Genomic DNA, 305 nt, shown 5'->3' with positions numbered 1-305 from the left:
GGTGACAGTCGGAGTATCATATTGGGGTTGCTTGTTAACCATTACCACGATCGCTCTTTGACCGTTTAAACTACCATCTCCACGCTTGAGGGCTGCACCAATGCGCACATCAGCAATATCTTTGAGTAGAATTGGTGTATTATTGCGAGCTGCGATCGCCGAATTCCCAGTTGCTCAATTGAATCTATACGCCCTACTCCACGAATAACAATTTCTTGATCGGGATTAATCAAAAAGCCACCCGCAGCATTGACATTTGCACCTGTTGCTGCTGCTGTTACTTCTTCGAGAGTGACATTAAAAGC

The 305-nt window shown here is 45.2% G+C and carries 1 pseudogene; it reads right to left on the bottom strand.

The features are described from left to right. A pseudogene (locus UYC_RS35205) lies at positions 1-305 on the bottom strand (efflux RND transporter permease subunit); the annotation flags it as partial.

It is taken from the genome of Chlorogloeopsis fritschii PCC 6912 (genome assembly GCF_000317285.1).
Classification (GTDB): Bacteria; Cyanobacteriota; Cyanobacteriia; order Cyanobacteriales; family Nostocaceae; genus Chlorogloeopsis; species Chlorogloeopsis fritschii.
The sequence above is the reverse complement of the archived record's forward strand: the minus strand, read 5'-3'. Positions and strand labels throughout refer to the sequence as shown.